We start from the raw sequence: 18199 nt of genomic DNA on the forward strand, positions 1-18199 counted from the left end.
GCGCGTCCGGGTCAGAGCTGCTCGACGACCCGCTCGTGCAGCTCGGTGAGCGCCTGCGCCACGGCCGCGGGCTCCTCGAGGGTGCTGAGGTGCGCCGCGTTCGCCACGACGTGCAGCGTCGCGTCCGACGCGGCGTCGACCATGTGCTTGGCCTCGTCGATCGGGGTGATGGTGTCCTCCGCCCCGACCACGACGGCCACGGGGCCGGCGAACCGGTGCAGCACGTCGGTGCGGTCGGGTCGTGCCGCCATCGCGCGCTGGGCCCACGCCACGGCGGACGGGGACTGCGACCGGATCCAGTGGTCGACCGTCGGGTAGAGGCTGCGGCGCTCCATCTTGCTCGTCGGACCGAGCAGCTTGTCCGGCATCCCCATCACCGCGTCGAGGGTCTGGGTGTCCTCGACGGCGCGCGCGGTCGCCAGCCGTCCGGCCCGCGCCTCCTCGGTGTCCGCCGTGGACTTGGTGTCCACCAGGCCGAGGCCGTGGACGACCTCGGGGTGGCGCTCGGCGAGCGTCAGGGCGACGTAGCCGCCCATCGACAGGCCGACGACCGCGCCGTTGCCCTCCCCGGCGTGACGCAGCGCGGCGTGCACGGCGTCGGCGGCGGCCTCCAGGGTCGGCGCGGTGTGACCGAGGTCGCTGTGGCCGAAACCGGGCAGGTCGACGGCGACGACCCGCAGCCCGGGGGGCAGCTCGGCGACCACGGGGCTCCACATCCGGTGGTCGAGCGGGAAGCCGTGGATCAGGACCAGAGGGACGCCCGCCCCGTCGTGCAGGACGTGCGTCGCCAGGGGTGTGGGCGTCATGGTCGTCATCCTCTCGTGGGGGCGGAGGGGAGGTCCGAGGCGTGCTCGACCTCCCCGGCGTAACGGGTCGGCAGGGGGGCGTGGCCGGGCAGGACGTGCTGGACGATCTCGTCGAGGACGCGGCGCACCGCGGGCTCGCCCACCCACAGGTGCTTGGCGCCGTCGACACCGATGACCTCGGCCTGGGGCACGCGGGCGAACCGGGCACGGGCCTCGTCGGGACGCAGGTAGTCGTCGTGCTCGGGGACCAGGACGACGAGCGGCTTGCCGAACTCCGCCCAGCGGTCGAGATCGGCGTCCGTCGCGCGGTGCAGCGGCGGGGAGAGCAGGATCGCGCCCTCGATGCTCGGGTCGGCGCCGTGCTTGAGGACGAGCTCGGTCCCGAAGCTCCAGCCGACCAGCCACGGGCGCGGCAGCTCGCGGAACTCGGCGAGCTCCAGCGCCGCCGCGACGTCGTACTGCTCGGACTCCCCGCCGTCGAACGATCCCTCGGAGGTCCCCCGCGACGACGACGTGCCCCTCGTGTTGAAGCGCAGGACCGCCAGGTCGGCCAGCTCGGGGAGGCGCCACGCCGCCTTGCGGTAGACGTGCGAGTCCATGTAGCCACCGTGGGTGGGCAGCGGGTGGAAGGTCAGCAGCGTGGCCACCGGGTCACGGTCCGCCGGCAGGGCGAGCTCGCCGACGAGCGTCAGCCCGTCCGCGGTGTGCAGGTCGACATCCTCGCGCCGCGCGGGCAGGACGGTCATCGAGCGGATCTGGTGGCCGGTGGCGGTGTCCTCGTTCATCACTGTCCAGCCTAGTTCTCGCCGGATCTCCTGCGCGCCCGGAGAGCGTGTCGTGCGACGTCAGCGCAGACGTTCGCGACGCTGCCAGCAGGAGGCGTGCCAGTGCCGACGGTCGGCGAGGCCCGCCGCCTCGCCACCCCAGGCGTCCCGCTGCCACGCGACCACGTGCGCCGTCCCGGGCGGGATCTGCTGTCGGCACGCCGGGCACACGTAGGGCTTGTCGCCGCCCCGCACCCGCCGCACCGTCCACTCGCCGTCCGCGGCGGTCTCGTGCCGGACGCCCCCCAGCGCGCGATCCATGTCGAGGGGCTGGTGCTGCGCACCCCAGGGGCGCTTGCGAGAGGGACGACGGGACGGCATGGCTCCATTGTGGCCCGTGCTGCCCGGCCGGAACCAGCGATCGGGCCCGACCGTTAGAGTGGTCCGGGTCCGTCGACCGGACGAACCACCCCGCGACCGAAGGACTATCCGTGAAGCTCCGTACCCCCGCCGCCCTCGGCGTCGTGCTCGCCACCGCCCTCGTGCTGGGTGGCTGCAGCGACGACGGCGACGCTCCCGACGGCGCGGAACCGTCGGCGTCCGCCTCCGCCGACTCCTCGGCCTCCGCCACCGCACCGGCGCAGGCCGACCCGACCGACGAGGACATCGCCGCCCTGGAGGCCGTCGAGGTCTCCGGAGAGCCGGGGTCCGAGCCGGAGCTGTCCTTCGAGGAGATCGAGGTCTCCGTGCCGACGCACCGGGTCGTGGACGAGGGCGACGGCGACGAGCTCGTCGAGGGCATGAAGGTCCGCATGCAGTACGTGACCTACGACGCCGCCGGCCAGCGGGTGAGCTCGACCTGGGAGGTCGACTCCCCGCAGAGCTTCGTGCTCGGCGACCCCCAGTTCGACCTGCTGACCGAGCCCCTCGTGGGCCAGTCCGTCGGCACCCGCGTGCTGCTGGCGAACCCGATCGTGGACCAGGAGAACAACCCGACCACGGCCGTGAACCTCATCGAGGTCGTCGAGGCGTACGAGATCCCCGACCGCGCCGAGGGCGAGACGGTCGAGCCCGCCGAGGGCCTGCCGACCGTGACGCTGGGCGAGGACGGCGCGCCGTCGATCGAGATCCCCGACGGCTACGAGGGGCCCGAGCAGCTGGTCTCCCAGACGCTGATCCGCGGCGACGGCGACGAGGTGTCGGCCGACCAGACGGTGACCGCGCACTACACGGGCTGGACGCTGGACGGCGAGGTCTTCGACTCGTCCTGGGAGCGCGGCGAGCCCGCGTCCTTCTCCCTGCAGCAGGTGATCCCGGGCTGGACCGACGGGCTGTCGGGCCAGACGGTGGGCAGCCAGGTGCTGCTGGTGATCCCGGCCGAGCAGGCCTACGGTGCCGAGGCCGTCGAGGGCAACGAGCTCGCCGGCGAGGACCTGATCTTCGTCGTCGACCTCCTCGACGTGGAGTGACCCGGTCCACCCACCACTGATCGCACGCGACGGCGGGCCGCCCCTCGGGGGTGGCCCGCCGTCGTCGTAGTGTCGTGCCCATGAGCGACGAGCAGCGTGAGGTCCTGACCTGGTCCGACTTCGCCGCGGGGGTGCGACGGCTCGCCGAGCAGGTCGTGGCCGACGGGTTCCGCCCCGACGTGGTGGTCGCCGTGGCGCGTGGCGGCCTGGTGCCCGGCGGCGCCGTGGCCTACGCCCTGGGCACCAAGGGCGTCGGCACGATGAACGTGGAGTTCTACACCGACATCGGCCGCACCCTGCGCGACCCGCGGGTCCTGCCGCCGCTGATGGACACCGCCGAGCTGCCCGGGTCGCGCGTCCTCGTGGTCGACGACGTCGCGGACTCCGGCCGCACGCTCGAGCTGGTGATGCGGATGCTCGCCGAGCAGGGGGCCGACGCCCGGGCCGCCGTGCTGTACACCAAGCCGCGCTCCGTCTACCGGCCGGAGTACTCGTGGCGCGAGACGGACCGGTGGATCACGTTCCCGTGGTCCGCGGACCCTCCCGTCCCGGGGGCCGTCGACTCCCCCGCCTGACCCGGGGTCGGCTCAGCGCACCCAGGGCGAGTCGACGTCGAACGCCCGAGCGACCGAGGACATCTCGGCGTCGGTCAGGCCCTGGGCGCGCCCGCCGGCGACGAGGTCCATGTACTCGTAGCGCGCTCCGGTCTCGGCGTACTCCACGCGGTCGACGGCGCGGGTCACGGACAGGTCGGACCGCGCCATCACCCCGTGCTTGGACCAGAGCACGATCTCGAAGTCCCGCAGACCCTCGACGTTCGCGGCCATGAGCTGCTCGGACCCGGGGACCATGAACTCCAGGACGCCGACCCCGGCCGAGAGCGCCACGATGGACTCCGGCTCCCAGCGCAGGATCCGGGCGTTCATCGCGGCCGTGTCGCCGTAGGCGGGGACGTGCGACAGGTAGGTCAGGTGGATCGGCTGGGCGTGGACGACGGCCTGGAAGTCGACACCGCGCCGGGCGACCTGGTCCTGGTGGACCGCCAGGTGCGAGTTGAACTCGCTGGTGAGCTGCGCGAACAGCCGGCGCGGCGACGTGTGCAGCGTCGCCTCGCGCCCGCCGGGGTGCACCACGACCGCGCCGACGGCGGCCTCCGGGTCCTCGTGGATCTGGCGCAGCCGTCGCCCGGAGCCCGTCACGAGCAGGGTCCGGCCGGCCAGTGCCGGGGCCTCGAGCGGCAGCGTGATCTGCTCGGCGCGGGGGAAACGCCGCGAGACGTCGACCTCCCACCCGAGGCACACGGAGATGTTGCCGGCCCCGGCCTCGGAGGCGTCGATCTCGCAGATGCGGGCGCCGCCGGATCCCATGGAGGACAGGATCTCGTCGAGCTCGGGTCGGGCACGGTCGTCGTCGGACATCGGTGTTCCTCGCTCTCGCTCCGCGGTCCGGTCGGAACACCGGACCGATGAATGAATCGTTTCAACCGGCTGGCAGGCCTGTCAACAGCACAGGAGCTTTCGTGACGCACACCACGCCTGCGTCACCTGGTCGTCCCCGAGAACGGTCCGGCGGACGACGACGGGCCGCGCCTCCCTGCGGAGGAGCGGCCCGTCGCCCGGGGACAGGGGGTCGATCACATGATCGTGATCCGGCCCTCACCGCCCCGCGGGTAGTCGGCCTGGCTGACGACCCCGCCGAGACCGTCGACGAGGAAGTTCTCCAGGGACTGCTGGTCGGAGACACCGATCGTGGTGTTCTCGAGCGTCGGGTAGGCGTCCCCGCCGTTGAGCGAGAAGTTCAGCCCGGCGACGTCCACCGTGCCGTCGACCGACACGCCGTCCTCGACGAGGACGGCGCCGTCGTCCAGGACGACCGAGCGGACCCGCTCGCCCGGGGCGAACTGCTCACCGGTGCTCTGGTCCGCGTCGCGGGCCGGGTACGAGGTGTCGACGGTGTAGCTGAAGCCCGCCGCCTGGACGAAGGCGCCGTCCCCGGACTCGGGGAGCCGGAACGCTCCCTCCTCCAGGATCTGGCGGAACGTCTCGACGGGCACGTCCTCGGCGACGGCCACGAAGTTGCCGAAGGGCTGCAGGCGGAACGTGTCGGCGACCGAGACGGGCCCGGCCTCCTGGTCGATCTCGCCACGGATGCCGCCGCCGTTCTGGACGGCGACCTGCGGGGTGTCCAGGCCGAAGTCGGCCGCTGCCTGCTGCGCCGTCCACAGGTGGGCGTCGGCGATCAGGTTGCCGCAGTTCGCCTCCACGCCGCGCACCTCGCTCCGCTCGCAGTCGAGGACGACCTCGCTCGTGGCGACGATCTCCTCGGCCAGGGCGGCCTCGAAGTCGGCGACCGGCTGCTCGATGGTGCGCTCGGCCTTGCGGTCCGTGCCCACGGCCTCGGCACCGGTGTCGGTGACGACCTTGATGCCCGAGTCGTCGGCGATGTCGACGACGACACCGTCCGCGTCGAAGGTCACCGCGAGCTGACCCACGTACCGGTAGTTGCCGGGCGTGGTCACCACGGGCACCTCGGCGCCGTCGGCGTCGGTGGCGATCTGGGGGTACTCGCCGTAGACGTCGTCCACGTCGCCCGGGAACAGCTGGGTCGAGCCGTCGGCGAGGATCTCGTCGCCGCCGCCGCCCACGACCACGTCGACGTCGGTCAGCGAACCGACGAGATCGATCTCGCTGCTCAGCCCCTGCAGGTGCGAGACGAGGACGATCTTCTCGATGCCCTGCTCGGTGAGCAGGTCGACCTGCTCCTGGGCGATGCCGGCCAGGTCGGAGAGGACCTCGACATCACCCGAGGACGAGATGGTCGGCAGCGACGGCGTCGTCAGCCCGACCACGCCGATCTCCTCGCCGCGCTCGCGGATGACGGTGCTGGGGACGAGCTGCTCCAGCCCGGCCAGGGACTCCTCGGCGGAGTAGTCCAGGTTGGCCGAGACGAAGGGGGTGCGCTTCACGTCCTCCACGAGCTCGCCGAACACCGCGGGGCCGAAGTCGAACTCGTGGTTGCCCACGCCGAGGGCGTCGTAGCGGACCAGGTTCTGCGCGAGGGCGTCGTAGAACGGGGCACCCTCCTGCTGCGAGGCCTGGAACGTCGTGCCCGCCAGGAAGTTGTCCCCCGAGTTCAGTGTCACGACGCCGCGCTTGGTCGGCTTGCCGCGGTCGCCGTCGACGTACGCGGCCCGCCGCAGCGCGTCGACCTTGCCGACGAACCGGGCGATGCCGCCGTACTCGGCGTCGTCCGTGCCGTCCGCGTCGGTGTCCACCGCCGTCGGCAGCAGGCTGGACTCGCCGTCGTTGTTGTGCAGGATCGTCAGGGTGAAGTCGGCGTTGCCGGGGCCGTGGCGCTGGTCGCCGTCGTCGGCGGCGGCCGGCGACGCGAGCCCGGCCGTGAGGGCGACGACGCCGAGGGCCGCGGTGGCGGGGAGCAGTCGGCTGCGGGGTGTGGACACGTTTCTCCTTCGGAGCCAGTGGTTCGACCCTCGCCATTTAGGCACAGGATCCGGGGAGTGTCCAGGCTCACAGGCGCGTGGTCGCACAGAGTTCCCCGGCAGTTCAGCCGTTCGTGGGGACCCACGCGCGTCCCCGCACGACCGGGGCCCGGGGACGCCGCGGTCCCCGGGCCCCGGTCCGGCCGATCGGGGCCGACGGGCCCCGGAGGTCGTTCAGAAGTCCCAGTCGTCGTCGGTGGTCTCGACGGCCTTGCCGATGACGTAGGACGAGCCGGACCCGGAGAAGAAGTCGTGGTTCTCGTCCGCGTTCGGGCTCAGCGCCGCGAGGATCGCCGGGTTGACGTCGGTCTCGTCCTTGGGGAAGAGGCCCTCGTACCCGAGGTTCATCAGCGCCTTGTTGGCGTTGTAGCGCAGGAACTTCTTGACGTCCTCGGTGAGCCCCAGCTCGCCGTAGAGCGACTCGGTGTACTCGACCTCGTTCTCGTAGAGCTCGAAGAGCAGGTCGAAGGTGTAGGCCTTCATCTCGTCCTGCTCGGCCTGCGTGAGCTTGGCCAGCCCCTTCTGGAACTTGTACCCGATGTAGTACCCGTGCACCGCCTCGTCGCGGATGATGAGGCGGATGAGGTCGGCGGTGTTCGTCAGCTTGGCCCGGCTCGACCAGTACATCGGGGCGTAGAAGCCGGAGTAGAAGAGGAACGACTCGAGCATCGTCGAGGCGACCTTGCGCTTGAGCGGGTCGTCGCCGCGGTAGTACTCGAGGACGATCTCCGCCTTGCGCTGCAGGTGCGGGTTCTCCTCCGACCACGCGAACGCGTCGTCGATCTCCTTGGTGGAGATCAGCGTGGAGAAGATCGACGAGTAGCTCTTGGCGTGCACCGACTCCATGAACGCGATGTTGGTGTACACCGCCTCCTCGTGCGGGGTCAGCGCGTCCGGGATGAGCGAGACCGCGCCGACGGTGCCCTGGATGGTGTCCAGGAGCGTCAGACCGGTGAACACCCGGGTCGTCATGAGCTTCTCGGCCTCGGACAGGGTGTTCCACGACTGGATGTCGTTGGACACCGGCACCTTCTCGGGCAGCCAGAAGTTGCCGACCAGGCGGTCCCAGACCTCGAGGTCCTTCTCGTCCTGCAGACGGTTCCAGTTGATCGCGGTGACGCGGTCGATGAGCTTGAGCTGTCCGGTCGGTGCCATGGCGGTGTCCTTCGTCGTGCGCGGCGGGTCGGAGGCGGGTCGGAGTTCAGGTCAGCGAGACGTCACAGCATGCAGCTGACGCACCCCTCGACCTCGGTGCCCTCGAGCGCCAGCTGGCGCAGGCGGATGTAGTACAGCGTCTTGATGCCCTTGCGCCAGGCGTAGATCTGCGCCTTGTTGACGTCGCGGGTCGTCACGGTGTCCGGGAAGAACAGCGTCAGGCTCAGCCCCTGGTCGACGTGCTGCGTCGCCGCGGCGTAGGTGTCGATGATCTTCTCGTACCCGATCTCGTACGCGTCCTGGTAGTACTCCAGGTTGTCGTTCGTCATGTACGGCGCCGGGTAGTAGGCGCGGCCGAGCTTGCCTTCCTTGCGGATCTCGATCTTCGCCGCCACCGGGTGGATCGACGAGGTCGAGTAGTTGATGTAGCTGATCGAGCCGGTCGGCGGCACGGCCTGGAGGTTCTGGTTGTAGATGCCGTGCTCCATGACCGACGCCTTGAGCGCCCGCCAGTCGTCCTGGGTCGGGACGTGCACGCCGGCGTCGGCGAACAGGCGCTCCACCCGCTCCGTGGCCGGCGTCCACGCGGCCTCGGTGTACTTGTCGAAGTACTCCCCCGAGGCGTACGTGGAGTCCTCGAAGCCGCCGAAGGCGCGGCCGCGCTCGACGGCGAGCCGGTTCGACGCCGCGATCGCGTGGTAGGCGACCGTGTAGAAGTAGATGTTCGTGAAGTCGACGCCCTCGGCCGAGCCGTAGTGGATCCGCTCGCGCGCGAGGTAGCCGTGCAGGTTCATCTGGCCCAGCCCGATGGCGTGACCCAGCTCGTTCGCCTTCTTCACCGACGGCACCGACTCGATGCTCGTCTGGTCCGACACGGCGGTCAGCGCACGGATGGCGGTGTCGATGGTCTTGCCGAGGTCCGGCGAGTCCATCGTCTTGGCGATGTTCAGCGACCCCAGGTTGCAGGAGATGTCCCGGCCGATCTCGTCGTAGGACAGGTCCTCGTGGAAGGTCGAGGCGGTGGAGACCTGCAGGATCTCCGAGCACAGGTTGGAGTGCGTGATCCGTCCGGCGATCGGGTTGGCCCGGTTCACCGTGTCCTCGAACATCACGTACGGGTAGCCGGACTCGAACTGCAGCTCCGCGATCGTCTGGAAGAAGTCGCGCGCCTTGATCGTCGTCTTCGTGATCCGCTCGTCGGCGACCAGCTCGTCGTACTTCTCGGAGATCGAGACGTCCGCGAAGGGCTTGCCGTACACGCGCTCGACGTCGTACGGGCTGAAGAGGTGCATGTCCTCGTTGCGCTTGGCCAGCTCGAACGTGATGTCCGGGATGACGACGCCGAGCGAGAGGGTCTTGATGCGGATCTTCTCGTCGGCGTTCTCGCGCTTGGTGTCGAGGAACCGCATGATGTCGGGGTGGTGGGCGTGCAGGTACACCGCACCGGCGCCCTGGCGCGCCCCGAGCTGGTTGGCGTAGGAGAACGAGTCCTCGAGCAGCTTCATCACGGGGATGACGCCGGAGGACTGGTTCTGGATGTGCTTGATCGGCGCGCCGTGCTCGCGCACGTTGCTCAGCAGCAGCGCGACGCCGCCGCCGCGCTTGGAGAGCTGCAGCGCCGAGTTGATGCTGCGCGCGATGGACTCCATGTTGTCCTCGATGCGCAGCAGGAAGCAGGACACGGGCTCGCCGCGCTGGGCCTTGCCGACGTTGAGGAACGTGGGCGTGGCCGGCTGGAACCGACCGGCGATGATCTCGTCGAGGATGTCGCGCGCACGCTGCTCGTCACCGTCGGCCAGGCCGAGGGACACCATCGAGACGCGGTCCTCGAAGCGCTCCAGGTACTTCTTGCCGTCGAACGTCTTCAGCGTGTACGAGGTGTAGTACTTGAAGGCACCGAGGAACGACTCGAACCGGAACCCCGCGGCGTAGGCGCGCTGGAACAGCTCCTTGACGAAGGCGCGCGAGTACTTGTCGAGGACGACCGGGTCGTAGTACTTGTTCTCGACCAGGTGGTCGAGCTTGGCGTCGAGGGTGTCGAACTCGATGGTGTTGGGCAGCACGTGCTGCCGGAAGTACGCCGAGGCGGCCTCACGGTCCTTGTCGAACTGGATCTCGCCGTCGGGCCCGTACAGGTTCAGCATCGCGTTGAGCGCGTGGTAGTCCATGTCGCTCTGCTGCAGAGAGGCGCCCGCGGTCGGCTGCGGGGCCTCGGCGGTCGTGGCGCTCACGCCGAGATCAGTGACTGTCGTTGCCAAAATCGTCCCAATCCGTCACGGACGCGCTGGGCGTCCTCGGTCGTGCCGAGCAGCTCGAAGGCGTACAGGTACGGGACCTGGCACTTCGCCGCGATGATGTCACCGGCGATGCAGTACGCAGCGCCGAAGTTGGTGTTGCCCGCCGCGATGACGCCGCGGATCAACGACCGGTTGCCCTCGTCCCCGAGAAACTTGCGCACCTGGCGGGGCACCGCACCGCCCTCGTTGCCCCCGCCGTAGGTGGGGACCAGGAGGACGTAGGGCTCGTCGACGGTGAGGAAGCCGTCGGCCGGCCGCAGCGGGATGCGGTGCACCGGCATGCCGCGCTCCTCGAGCCCGAGGCGCTGGACGAAGCGGTGCGTGTTCTCCGAGACGCTGGAGAAGTACACGAGCGAGCTCATGCCGCCCTCCCCCCGTCGGGACGTCCTGAAGTGGTGCCGGCCCGGTCGCGTCAGCCGAGTGCGCGACCGGGCCGGAGCTGGGGTCAGGCCGAGACGGCCTGCTGCGCCGCGACGGCGCTGATCTGGTCGGGACGGAAGCCCGACCAGTGGGTGTCGCCCGCGACGACGACGGGTGCCTGGAGGTAGCCGAGCTCACGGACCATCTCGAGCGCCTGCGCGTCCTCGGTGATGTCCACGACGGAGTACTCGACGCCCTTGCGGTCCAGGGCCCGGTAGGTCGCGTCGCACTGGACGCAGGACGGCTTGCTGTAGACCGTGACGCTCATCTCGCACTCCCCTGTTCTGCGCCGCCCCCCGGCGGCCGGTCGATGTCCCGTGAAAACCTTCGCCTCGACGTCCGATCCGGGACGGTCGTGGCCGGCTCCGAGACCTCCGCAGAGGGCCCTCACCAGGAACGACACCGGTGGAACTACGTCGATGTGATTCACTCCGGAGCCTTCGGCCCCGACGTGCTCTCAACACTACACCTAGTGTTCGCCGCGCACCCGCCCACGACATGTTGTGTTTGTCATCGGTGTGATTTCACCCGTGTAGTTCCCGGGGAACCCCGTGGACGACGCGCCGCGAGCCTGTGGACCCAGCATCGCAGGAGCCTCCGACACGACCGGTCGGACGGGGCGCCACGGGCCGCGGTCGGCCACGTCAGGACGGGTGTCGCGACCCCTGGGCGCCCCCTCCACACCGGTGGACGACGACGGTCCACAGCCTGTGCACGGCGGTGCCCGGGCGCGGGGCTCAGATCTTCCTCACACGACGAGGCGCCCGGCGTGTCGTCCGCACCCGGCGCGCCGCCGGCCTCGGCCCCGCCGGCCCCGGGTCACACGGGCCGGCCGCCCCGGCAGACGTGCTGCACCGTCAGGTCCCGGTCGGTGACCACGACGTCGGCCCGCCGACCGGCCACCAGTCCCCCGACGTCGGTCATCCCGAGCACGCCGGCGGGCACCCACGAGGCGCAGCGGACGGCAGGGACCAGGGGGACGCCGGCCAGGACCGTGCGGCGCACGACGTCGAGGAGGTGCGCGGTGCTGCCCGCGATGGCCCCTCCCGCGGGCTCGTCCGGGTCGGCCAGCCGGGCGACGCCGTCACGGACGACCACGGACTGCGGACCGAGGTCGTAGTCGCCGTCGGCCATCCCGGCGGCGGCCATGGCGTCGGTCACGAGCGCGACCTGGTCCACCCCCACCGTCTGCATCACCGTGCGCACGGTGGCGGGGTCGAGGTGGACACCGTCGCCGACGAGCTCGACGACGAGGTCACCGCGCGAGGCCGCGGCCAGGCACGCCGCGACCGGGCCCGGGTCGCGGTGGTGCAGGGGGCGCATCCCGTTGAACAGGTGCGTGGCCGTCATCCGGCCGGTGGCGCCCTCGCCCCGGCCCAGGTCCGCGGCCACCTGGCGCAGGAGGGCCTCGGCGTCCTCGGCCGAGGCGTCGGTGTGCCCGAGCGACGGGATCACCCCGGACCGCACCAGCGCGGCGGCGGCGCCCCCGGGACCGGTGACGCCGTCGACCTCGGGCGCGACGGTCATGGTGCGCAGGTGCCCTCGTGCGGCCTCGGCGAGCTCGCGCGCGAGGGTCACGTCGCCCGGCACGAGCCAGTGCGGGTCCTGGGCGCCGCACCGCACGGCCGACAGGAACGGACCCTCGGCGTGGATCCCGGCGATCTCGCCCCGGTCCGCGACCTCGGCCAGCAGGCGGGTCCTGTCCAGCAACGTCTCGCGGTCGGCGGTCACGAGGGAGGCCAGCAGGGTGGTCGTGCCGTACCGGCGGTGCTCCAGCACCGCGGTCATCACGTCGTCGACGGACGTGGCGTCGGGGAAGCTCGCTCCCCCGCCGCCGTGGTTGTGCAGGTCGACCAGGCCGGGCAGCACGTAGGCCCCCGGTGTCGGCTCGTCGGCGCGCGCCACCTCGTCACCGACACCGGCGGCAGCGGCCTCCTCGAGGGGGCCGACCCACACGATGCGGTCGTCGGCCACGACGACGGCGCCGTCGTGGATCAGCCGGTCCGGTGTGACGACGTCGCCCCGCAGGGCGAAGACCGACGGCGGTCGCGGGCTGTCCTGGGCATCGGCGGGATCGGTGACCATGACACCATCCTGCCGCACGGGCACCTGTTTAGGTAACTCGCCTCACAAACCTAGAAGAGGCGTGAGTCGGCGTCGTCGACACCGCGCATGGCGTCGTAGTCCAGGACGAGGCAGTCGATCCCGCGGTCCCCGGCGAGCACCCGGGCCTGCGGCTTGATCTCCTGCGCCGCGAAGACCCCGCGGACCGGCGACAGCAACGGGTCGCGGTTCAGCAGCTCCAGGTAGCGCGTCAGCTGCTCGACGCCGTCGATCTCGCCGCGCCGCTTGATCTCGACCGCGACGGTGCCGCCGTCGGCGTCGCGGGCCAGGATGTCCACGGGACCGATCGCCGTCATGTACTCGCGCCGCACCAGCGAGTGGCCGGTCCCCAGGAGCTCGATCTGGGCGGCCAGCAGCTCCTGCAGGTGCGCCTCGACGCCGTCCTTGACCAGGCCCGGGTCCACGCCCAGGTCGTGCTCGGAGTCGTGCACGATCTCGTGCAGGTCGATCTCGAGCCGGTCGTCGGACTTCTGGTGCTGGACCGTCCAGACCTCGGTCACGCCGCGGGCGACGGCGTCGTCGTCCGGAGCGGCCGTCACCGTGGAGCACGGCGGGCTCATCCAGTTCAGGGGCTTGTAGGAGCCACCGTCCGAGTGCAGCAGGACGCTGCCGTCGGCCTTGACCACCAGCAGTCGGGTGGCCAGGGGCAGGTGGGCGGTCAGCCGACCCGTGTAACGGGCCGAGCAGCGGGCGACGACGAGTCTCACGCTCTCCTCTTCGGGACTCGGTCAGACGACGAGGTCGCGTCGTCCGGGCGGGGCGGACTCCAGCCAGGAGGCGAGTCCGGCGTAGGCGTCCGCGGACATCGTCAGCTCGAAGTCGGTGCCGTCGTAGCGACACCGCACCAGGTACTGGTCGGCCTGGCCGGCGAGGTCGAGCGGAGCCCGGCCGGTCACCTCGAGGCGGTCGCGCCGCCAGCTGCGCGCCGGTCGCGGCGCCAACGACCAGCAGCGCCACCAGTCGATCCGGCCGACGCCGTAGTGGGCGATGCCCGCCGACCAGGGAGCCTGCGGGCTGCCGCCGGGGCGGGCACCGCACTGGAACGAGCCGACGCGGTGGGACAGCGTCCGCAGCCGAGAGGTCCCGACGACGAGCACGAGAGCGAGGACGAGCGCGACGGCGAGGACCGTCCAGAGCACGTACCCCACCGTCGTCGCCCCCTCAGGCCAGCGTGGACTCGCGTCCGGAGACCTCGGTGATCGAGTCGACGACGATCGTCACGACGTCGTCGTCCACCGAGAGGAACCCACCGTCGACCTGGACCTCGACGGCGACCTCTCGAGGCGCGGTCGAGACCTTGATCGTGCCCGGCCGCAGCACCGCGAGCAGCGGGGTGTGGCCGGCGAGGATGCCGATCTGACCGTCGGCGGACGGGGCGCTGACCTCGCGGGCCGCTCCGGACCAGACCTTGCGGTCGGCCGCGACCAGGTCGACGTTCAGCTCTGCCATGTCGGGCTCCAGGGTTCTTCAGTCGAGGGTGGTACGGCGCCGCCCTGCCGCACCGCGCGGTAGCGGCAGGGCGACGCCGTGGGGATGCGCGACGTGGCCGTCAGGCCCCGTACTCCTTCTGGATCCTCGCCCAGTTGCGCTCGAGGTCCTCGAGACCACCGATGTTGTAGAAGGCCTGCTCGGCCACGTGGTCGTACTCGCCCTCGGTGATCTTCTTGAAGGCCTCGACGGTCTCGCTCAGCGGGACCGTGGAGCCCTCGACACCGGTGAACTTCTTCGCCATGTACGTGTTCTGCGAGAGGAACTGCTGGATGCGGCGAGCACGCGCCACCAGCGTCTTGTCCTCCTCGGAGAGCTCGTCCACACCGAGGATGGCGATGATGTCCTGCAGCTCCTTGTTGCGCTGCAGGATCTGCTTGACCGCCGTCGCGACGTCGTAGTGCTCCTGGCCCACGTAGCGCGGGTCGAGGATGCGCGAGGTCGAGGTCAGCGGGTCGATCGCCGGGTACAGACCCTGCGAGGCGATCTCACGGGAGAGCTCCGTGGTCGCGTCGAGGTGGGCGAACGTCGTCGCCGGCGCCGGGTCGGTGTAGTCGTCCGCCGGGACGTAGATCGCCTGCAGCGAGGTGATCGAGTGACCACGCGTGGAGGTGATGCGCTCCTGGAGCAGACCCATCTCGTCGGCGAGGTTCGGCTGGTAGCCCACCGCGGACGGCATGCGGCCGAGCAGCGTGGAGACCTCGGAACCCGCCTGCGTGAAGCGGAAGATGTTGTCGATGAACAGCAGCACGTCCTGCTTCTTGACGTCGCGGAAGTACTCCGCCATCGTCAGCGCGGACAGGGCGACGCGCAGACGCGTGCCCGGCGGCTCGTCCATCTGGCCGAAGACCAGAGCGGTCTTGTCGAAGACGCCGGCCTCGTCCATCTCGTGGATCAGGTCGTTGCCCTCACGGGTGCGCTCACCGACACCGGCGAACACGGAGACACCGCCGTGGTCCTGGGCGACACGCTGGATCATCTCCTGGATGAGGACCGTCTTGCCGACGCCCGCTCCACCGAAGAGGCCGATCTTTCCACCCTGCACGTACGGGGTGAGCAGGTCGATCGACTTGATGCCCGTCTCGAACATCTGCGTCTTCGACTCGAGCTGGTCGAACGCCGGCGGCTTGCGGTGGATCGGCCAGCGCTCGGTGACCTCGAGCGTCTCGCCCTCGGCCAGGTTCAGCGCCTCACCGGTGACGTTGAAGACCTTGCCCTTGGTGACGTCGCCGACGGGCACCGAGATCGGCGCGCCGGTGTCGGAGACGACGGCGCCACGGACCAGGCCGTCGGTCGGCTTCAGGGCGATGGCCCGGACCAGCGAGTCGCCCAGGTGCTGGGCCGTCTCGAGGGTCAGGGTGAAGGAGTTCTCGTCCTCGCCCTGGCCCGACAGGTCGATGTCGACCGTCAGGGCGTTGTAGATGTCGGGGATCGAGTCCTCGGGGAACTCGATGTCGACGACAGGGCCGATCACGCGCGCGACACGGCCGGTCCCCGGCTCGGTCGCGGCGGCGCCGTGCGCTGCTTCCGCGGTGGTGGCGGTCATTGCTTGCCTCGCTTCGAAAGGTTCGGGTGTGAGTTCGTCGATCGACGGCGTCGGACGGCGGATGTCACGACGCCGCGAGGGCGTCAGCACCCGAGACGATCTCGCTGATCTCCTGGGTGATGTCCGCCTGGCGGGCCTGGTTCGCCAGGCGCGTGTAGGTACGGATCAGGTCCTCGGCGTTGTCGGTCGCCGTGTGCATCGCACGCTGGCGCGAGGCCAGCTCGGAGGCCGCGGCCTCCAGCATGAAGCTGAAGATGCGGCTGCGCACGTACCGCGGCAGCAGGGCGTCGAGCACGCCCTCGGGCGACGGCTCGAAGTCGTACAGCGGCAGGGCGTCGTTCTCGCCGGGCACGGCGACGCCCTCCACGACCTCGAGCGGCAGCATCCGCACGACCCGCGGCTTCTGGCTGACCATGTTGACGAACTGCGTGTAGACCACGTGCAGCTCGCCGACGCCGCCCTCGGCCGCCGGGGCGAGGAAGGCCCCGAGCAGGGTGTCGGCGATCTCGCCGGCCACCTCGGCCTCCGGGCTGTCCGACCCGTACGACCACTCGCCCGCCAGCTCACGCTCGCGGTAGCGGAAGTACGAGATCGCACGGCGACCGGTGGCGTAGAGGGAGACCTCCTTGCCCTGGGCCGTCAGCCGGGCCACGACCCGCTCGGCCTCGCGGATGATCGAGGCCGAGTAGGACCCCGCCATGCCGCGGTCCGAGGCGATCACGAGGACCGCGACCCGGTTCGTGTCGGTGCGCTCGGTGGTCAGCGGGTGGTCGGTCGCCGTGTGCGTGGCGACCGCCGACACCGCGCGGGTGATCGCCCGCTCGTACGGGGCCGCGGCTGCCGTGCGGCCGCGAGCCTTGCCGATGCGGGACGCCGCGATCAGCTCCTGCGCGCGGAACACCTTCTTCAGCGACTGCGTCGACTTGATCCGCTGCTTGTAGACGCGCTGGGATCCTCCGGCCATACGATCAGCCCTTCTTCTGCACGACGAGCTGCTCCTGCTCGGCGTCCGCGGCGGACTCGGAGTCCGCCTCGCCGCCGACGAGCGGGGTGCCGTCGCCCTTGAGGAAGCCGTCGCGGAAGTCCTCGACCGCGGCGGTCAGCGCGTCCTCGGTCTCCTGCTCCAGCTTGCCGGTCTCGGTGATCGTCGTGAACACCTCGGTGTTGCGGCGCAGGTGCTCGATGAACTCCGACTCGAACCGCTTGACGTCGTCCACCGGGACGTCGTCGAGCTTGCCGCGGGTACCGGCCCAGATGGAGGCGACCTGCTCCTCGACCGGGTACGGGGTGTACTGCGGCTGCTTGAGCAGCTCCATCAGCACGGCGCCGCGGGCCAGCTGGCCGCGCGAGGCGGCGTCGAGGTCGGAGGCGAACATCGCGAACGCCTCGAGCGCACGGTACTGGGCCAGCTCGAGCTTCAGCGTGCCCGAGACCTTCTTCATGGCCTTGACCTGGGCGTCACCGCCGACGCGGGACACGGAGATACCGACGTCGACCGCCGGGCGCTGGTCCGCGTTGAACAGGTCGGACTGCAGGAAGATCTGACCGTCGGTGATCGAGATGACGTTCGTCGGGATGTACGCCGAGACGTCGTTCGCCTTCGTCTCGATGATCGGCAGACCGGTCATCGAGCCCGCGCCCATCTCGTCCGACAGCTTCGCGCAACGCTCCAGCAGCCGGGAGTGCAGGTAGAAGACGTCACCCGGGTAGGCCTCACGGCCCGGCGGGCGGCGCAGCAGCAGCGACGTGGCGCGGTAGGCCTCGGCCTGCTTCGACAGGTCGTCGAAGATGACCAGCACGTGCTTGCCGCCGTACATCCAGTGCTGGCCGATGGCCGAGCCGGTGTAGGGGGCGAGGTACTTGAAGCCGGCCGGGTCGGAGGCCGGGGCCGCGACGATCGTCGTGTACTCCAGCGCGCCGGCCTCCTCGAGGGCGCCGCGCACCGAGGCGATGGTCGAACCCTTCTGGCCGACCGCGACGTAGATGCAGCGCACCTGCTTCTCGGGGTCGCCGGACTCCCAGTTCGCCTTCTGGTTGATGATCGTGTCGATCGCGATCGCCGTCTTGCCGGTCTGGCGGTCGCCGATGATCAGCTGACGCTGACCACGACCGATCGGGATCATCGAGTCGATCGCCTTGATGCCGGTCTGCAGCGGCTCGTGCACCGACTTGCGCTGCATGACGCCGGGCGCCTGGAGCTCGAGGGCACGGCGGCCCTCGGTCTCGATGTCGCCCAGACCGTCCACCGGGTTGCCCAGCGGGTCGACGACGCGGCCGAGGTAGCCCTCGCCGACGGGGACCGAGAGGACCTCACCCGTGCGGCGGACCTCCTGGCCCTCCTCGATGCCGGTGAACTCGCCGAGGACGACGACACCGATCTCGCGGACGTCCAGGTTCAGCGCCAGGCCGAGCGTGCCGTCCTCGAAACGCAGCAGCTCGTTGGCCATGGCGCCGGGCAGGCCCTCGACGTTGGCGATGCCGTCGGCGGCGAAGGTGACGCGGCCGACCTCCTCGGTCACCGCGCCCTCGGGCTCGTAGGACTTCACGAAGCTGTCCAGCGCGGCGCGGATCTCTTCCGGCCGGATCGTCAGCTCAGCCATTGCTCTTCTCCTGTCGTGGCCGCAGTCTGCG

The 18199-nt window shown here is 70.6% G+C and carries 18 protein-coding genes; 2 read left to right on the forward strand and 16 right to left on the reverse strand.

The window, feature by feature from the left end:
• Positions 1–11: 11 nt before the first annotated feature.
• From PO879_RS11565 to PO879_RS11575, 3 genes are read right to left on the reverse strand one after another with little or no spacing between them, the layout of a single operon-like run.
• Complete coding sequence (locus tag PO879_RS11565; protein WP_278235046.1) at positions 12–806, reverse strand: alpha/beta hydrolase; 795 nt, start codon at positions 804–806, stop codon at positions 12–14.
• A gap of 5 nt (positions 807–811) precedes the next feature.
• Complete coding sequence (locus PO879_RS11570; RefSeq protein ID WP_278235047.1) at positions 812–1591, reverse strand: alpha/beta hydrolase; 780 nt, start codon at positions 1589–1591, stop codon at positions 812–814.
• Positions 1592–1651: 60 nt separating this feature from the next.
• Positions 1652–1891, reverse strand: coding sequence for a hypothetical protein (locus PO879_RS11575; RefSeq protein WP_347568596.1), 240 nt, complete (start codon positions 1889–1891; stop codon positions 1652–1654).
• A gap of 170 nt (positions 1892–2061) precedes the next feature.
• On the opposite strand from PO879_RS11575, the gene PO879_RS11580 reads away from it, so the two are divergent.
• Both PO879_RS11580 and PO879_RS11585 read left to right on the forward strand, forming a co-directional pair.
• Positions 2062–3039, forward strand: coding sequence for an FKBP-type peptidyl-prolyl cis-trans isomerase (locus tag PO879_RS11580; RefSeq protein WP_278235049.1), 978 nt, complete (start codon positions 2062–2064; stop codon positions 3037–3039).
• 80 nt (positions 3040–3119) lie between these two features.
• Entirely contained in the window at positions 3120–3614 is a 495-nt protein-coding gene (locus PO879_RS11585) for a phosphoribosyltransferase (protein WP_278235050.1), read from the forward strand.
• A gap of 12 nt (positions 3615–3626) precedes the next feature.
• Here the strand turns inward: PO879_RS11585 and PO879_RS11590 are convergent, their stop codons facing one another.
• The 13 genes from PO879_RS11590 to atpA all read right to left on the reverse strand — a co-directional run bounded on the left by PO879_RS11590 (position 3627) and on the right by atpA (position 18168).
• Positions 3627–4457, reverse strand: a complete 831-nt coding sequence (locus PO879_RS11590; protein WP_278235051.1) for a class II aldolase/adducin family protein — start codon at positions 4455–4457, stop codon at positions 3627–3629.
• A 215-nt stretch (positions 4458–4672) separates the two neighbouring features.
• On the reverse strand, positions 4673–6499 hold the full coding sequence (locus tag PO879_RS11595) for a 5'-nucleotidase C-terminal domain-containing protein (protein WP_278235052.1): 1827 nt from the start codon (positions 6497–6499) through the stop codon (positions 4673–4675).
• 213 nt (positions 6500–6712) lie between these two features.
• A complete protein-coding gene (nrdF, locus tag PO879_RS11600) occupies positions 6713–7693 on the reverse strand; it encodes a class 1b ribonucleoside-diphosphate reductase subunit beta (protein WP_278235053.1) in 981 nt (326 codons plus the stop codon).
• 62 nt (positions 7694–7755) lie between these two features.
• Positions 7756–9861, reverse strand: coding sequence for a class 1b ribonucleoside-diphosphate reductase subunit alpha (gene nrdE, locus PO879_RS11605; RefSeq protein ID WP_278237516.1), 2106 nt, complete (start codon positions 9859–9861; stop codon positions 7756–7758).
• Between the two features lie 59 nt (positions 9862–9920).
• The gene (gene nrdI / locus PO879_RS11610) at positions 9921–10352 is read right to left on the reverse strand and encodes a class Ib ribonucleoside-diphosphate reductase assembly flavoprotein NrdI (RefSeq protein WP_278235054.1); all 432 of its coding nucleotides are present in this window, start codon (positions 10350–10352) and stop codon (positions 9921–9923) included.
• Positions 10353–10435: 83 nt separating this feature from the next.
• Positions 10436–10678 (reverse strand): glutaredoxin-like protein NrdH, encoded by a 243-nt coding sequence (gene nrdH, locus PO879_RS11615; RefSeq protein ID WP_278235055.1) that lies wholly within the window; start codon positions 10676–10678, stop codon positions 10436–10438.
• Positions 10679–11229: 551 nt separating this feature from the next.
• Positions 11230–12495, reverse strand: a complete 1266-nt coding sequence (locus PO879_RS11620) for an amidohydrolase family protein (RefSeq protein ID WP_278235056.1) — start codon at positions 12493–12495, stop codon at positions 11230–11232.
• A 50-nt stretch (positions 12496–12545) separates the two neighbouring features.
• Complete coding sequence (gene nucS / locus PO879_RS11625; protein ID WP_278235057.1) at positions 12546–13241, reverse strand: endonuclease NucS; 696 nt, start codon at positions 13239–13241, stop codon at positions 12546–12548.
• Between the two features lie 21 nt (positions 13242–13262).
• A complete protein-coding gene (locus PO879_RS11630; RefSeq protein ID WP_278235058.1) occupies positions 13263–13673 on the reverse strand; it encodes a DUF2550 domain-containing protein in 411 nt (136 codons plus the stop codon).
• 22 nt (positions 13674–13695) lie between these two features.
• A complete protein-coding gene (locus PO879_RS11635) occupies positions 13696–13983 on the reverse strand; it encodes a F0F1 ATP synthase subunit epsilon (RefSeq protein WP_278235059.1) in 288 nt (95 codons plus the stop codon).
• Between the two features lie 100 nt (positions 13984–14083).
• Positions 14084–15568: a F0F1 ATP synthase subunit beta gene (gene atpD / locus PO879_RS11640; protein WP_278235060.1), complete on the reverse strand. Its 1485-nt coding sequence runs from the start codon at positions 15566–15568 to the stop codon at positions 14084–14086.
• A gap of 64 nt (positions 15569–15632) precedes the next feature.
• Positions 15633–16532: a F0F1 ATP synthase subunit gamma gene (locus PO879_RS11645; RefSeq protein WP_278235061.1), complete on the reverse strand. Its 900-nt coding sequence runs from the start codon at positions 16530–16532 to the stop codon at positions 15633–15635.
• A 4-nt stretch (positions 16533–16536) separates the two neighbouring features.
• On the reverse strand, positions 16537–18168 hold the full coding sequence (gene atpA, locus PO879_RS11650) for a F0F1 ATP synthase subunit alpha (protein WP_278235062.1): 1632 nt from the start codon (positions 18166–18168) through the stop codon (positions 16537–16539).
• Positions 18169–18199: the final 31 nt, after the last annotated feature.

Source organism: Isoptericola sp. AK164, from assembly GCF_029643425.1.
Classification (GTDB): Bacteria; Actinomycetota; Actinomycetes; order Actinomycetales; family Cellulomonadaceae; genus Isoptericola; species Isoptericola haloaureus.

What these genes read in the sequence shown, in the direction of transcription:
- nrdF (WP_278235053.1), bottom strand. Translation starts at nt 7,693, where the DNA reads ATGGCACCGACCGGACAGCTCAAGCTCATCGACCGCGTCACCGCGATC.
- PO879_RS11585 (WP_278235050.1), top strand. Translation starts at nt 3,120, where the DNA reads ATGAGCGACGAGCAGCGTGAGGTCCTGACCTGGTCCGACTTCGCCGCG.
- PO879_RS11575 (WP_347568596.1), bottom strand. Translation starts at nt 1,891, where the DNA reads ATGGATCGCGCGCTGGGGGGCGTCCGGCACGAGACCGCCGCGGACGGC.
- PO879_RS11620 (WP_278235056.1), bottom strand. Translation starts at nt 12,495, where the DNA reads ATGGTCACCGATCCCGCCGATGCCCAGGACAGCCCGCGACCGCCGTCG.
- nrdH (WP_278235055.1), bottom strand. Translation starts at nt 10,678, where the DNA reads ATGAGCGTCACGGTCTACAGCAAGCCGTCCTGCGTCCAGTGCGACGCG.
- PO879_RS11570 (WP_278235047.1), bottom strand. Translation starts at nt 1,591, where the DNA reads ATGAACGAGGACACCGCCACCGGCCACCAGATCCGCTCGATGACCGTC.
- PO879_RS11565 (WP_278235046.1), bottom strand. Translation starts at nt 806, where the DNA reads ATGACGCCCACACCCCTGGCGACGCACGTCCTGCACGACGGGGCGGGC.
- PO879_RS11590 (WP_278235051.1), bottom strand. Translation starts at nt 4,457, where the DNA reads ATGTCCGACGACGACCGTGCCCGACCCGAGCTCGACGAGATCCTGTCC.
- atpD (WP_278235060.1), bottom strand. Translation starts at nt 15,568, where the DNA reads ATGACCGCCACCACCGCGGAAGCAGCGCACGGCGCCGCCGCGACCGAG.
- PO879_RS11635 (WP_278235059.1), bottom strand. Translation starts at nt 13,983, where the DNA reads ATGGCAGAGCTGAACGTCGACCTGGTCGCGGCCGACCGCAAGGTCTGG.
- PO879_RS11645 (WP_278235061.1), bottom strand. Translation starts at nt 16,532, where the DNA reads ATGGCCGGAGGATCCCAGCGCGTCTACAAGCAGCGGATCAAGTCGACG.
- nrdI (WP_278235054.1), bottom strand. Translation starts at nt 10,352, where the DNA reads ATGAGCTCGCTCGTGTACTTCTCCAGCGTCTCGGAGAACACGCACCGC.
- atpA (WP_278235062.1), bottom strand. Translation starts at nt 18,168, where the DNA reads ATGGCTGAGCTGACGATCCGGCCGGAAGAGATCCGCGCCGCGCTGGAC.
- nrdE (WP_278237516.1), bottom strand. Translation starts at nt 9,861, where the DNA reads ATGGACTACCACGCGCTCAACGCGATGCTGAACCTGTACGGGCCCGAC.